Source organism: Nitritalea halalkaliphila LW7 (assembly GCF_000265075.1).
In the GTDB taxonomy this organism is placed as follows: Bacteria; Bacteroidota; Bacteroidia; order Cytophagales; family Cyclobacteriaceae; genus Nitritalea; species Nitritalea halalkaliphila.
The window spans coordinates 1-1,205 of record NZ_AJYA01000116.1 but is presented as its reverse complement, the minus strand read 5'-3'; the positions used below and the strand labels follow the sequence as shown (position 1 = coordinate 1,205).

General features: G+C 39.9%; 2 protein-coding genes and 1 pseudogene. All 3 read left to right on the top strand.

Features of this window, described 5'->3' with window-relative positions:
• Nucleotides 1–282: pseudogene (locus A3SI_RS19445) on the top strand (hypothetical protein); the annotation flags it as partial.
• 221 nt (nucleotides 283–503) lie between these two features.
• The gene (gene tnpA / locus A3SI_RS16685; protein ID WP_009057853.1) at nucleotides 504–809 is read left to right on the top strand and encodes an IS66 family insertion sequence element accessory protein TnpA; all 306 of its coding nucleotides are present in this window, start codon (nucleotides 504–506) and stop codon (nucleotides 807–809) included.
• 59 nt (nucleotides 810–868) lie between these two features.
• On the top strand, nucleotides 869–1,006 hold the full coding sequence (gene tnpB, locus A3SI_RS23435; RefSeq protein WP_083836581.1) for an IS66 family insertion sequence element accessory protein TnpB: 138 nt from the start codon (nucleotides 869–871) through the stop codon (nucleotides 1,004–1,006).
• Nucleotides 1,007–1,205: the final 199 nt, after the last annotated feature.

Here is a 1,205-nt window from a genome sequence, read left to right as displayed (position 1 = left end):
TGTTTTATCCAAGATCTTTATGGTTTGAATTTGCAGAGCAAGCTTCACTTTGGAATGAGTTTWATTTCTTTCTATCCTTTATCTCTTTTCAGTCTTTTTGATTCAAGTTTGTTAGAAAAATGGTTTCATTACCCATTCAAGGCACTAAATGTTTTTGAAATAGGGTATTGGTTTGCCTTGGCAGGAAGTCTGGCTTTTGGGCTAGGTCAAGAATTCAAGCAAATGCTTGATTGGTCCGGGGATTTAGATGCCATGAGGACTGAATTAATAACCTTAGGGTAACGTTCGGATTCATTTAAAGTCATAATTATCATGCGTAAGGATTTATTTATTTCCATAATTTTCATTTATTGTCAGCAATGATCTTGTGAGTTATATCTATCCAGACCGAGTAGATGCAGCGAAGAGCATTGGTCTGCCTGATCATGTTATAGCGCATTTGAAGGTATCCGTTCGACGAATCCCATATTTTCTGTAGGCGTGGGATTTTGTAGTCTTGCGGAATGGAAAGAAGAGATAAAGCGTTTTACCAGGAGCTTTACAGGGAATGGCTTAGCTCTGGTTTAAAGAAGTCTGTGTTTGCTGCAAACCGAGGGATTAATCGAGCTACGTTCTACTACTGGTGCAAAAAGCTAGAAGTAGTAAGTGAGCCGATTCCCGAGCCATTCACAAGCTTTAAGCGCCTTGCAGCTTTGGCTCCAGAGGGAGAGCAGCAGCCTTTTTTGAAAGTAACCTTACCGAATGGTGCTAGCGTTACTTTTTATGAGGAGATTTCGATTGAACATCTAAAAAGACTCTTGGCATGTTAGCGCTTTCCTCTGCTACACGCTATTTTCTGTACGAACAGCCAACAGATATGCGCTAGGACATTCAGGCTTTAGCAGGGATAGTACGCAACAAACTGGGCTTTGATCCCATGAGTGGAGACGTCTTTATTTTTATAGGAAAAAGAGGAGATCAAATCCGGCTTTTGCAGTGGGATCAAGATGGTGTAGTCGGTAACTGAATATGCACCAAAAATGGTAAATAGGAATGCGCCAAAAATGGCAACAGGAATGCACCACTTTGTAAATATAGGTATGTTATTGTTGCTGATCAAAGAAAGTTTTCCTATTTTCCATTCTATAACTTTTTCCAGATTAGGTTTATAATATCGACAATAAAAGATCGGAAGTCAATAGAGCTGTCGCCAGCACCTCATCATC

Coding starts and splice junctions, on each gene's coding strand:
- tnpA (WP_009057853.1), top strand. CDS start 504: ATGGAAAGAAGAGATAAAGCGTTTTACCAGGAGCTTTACAGGGAATGG.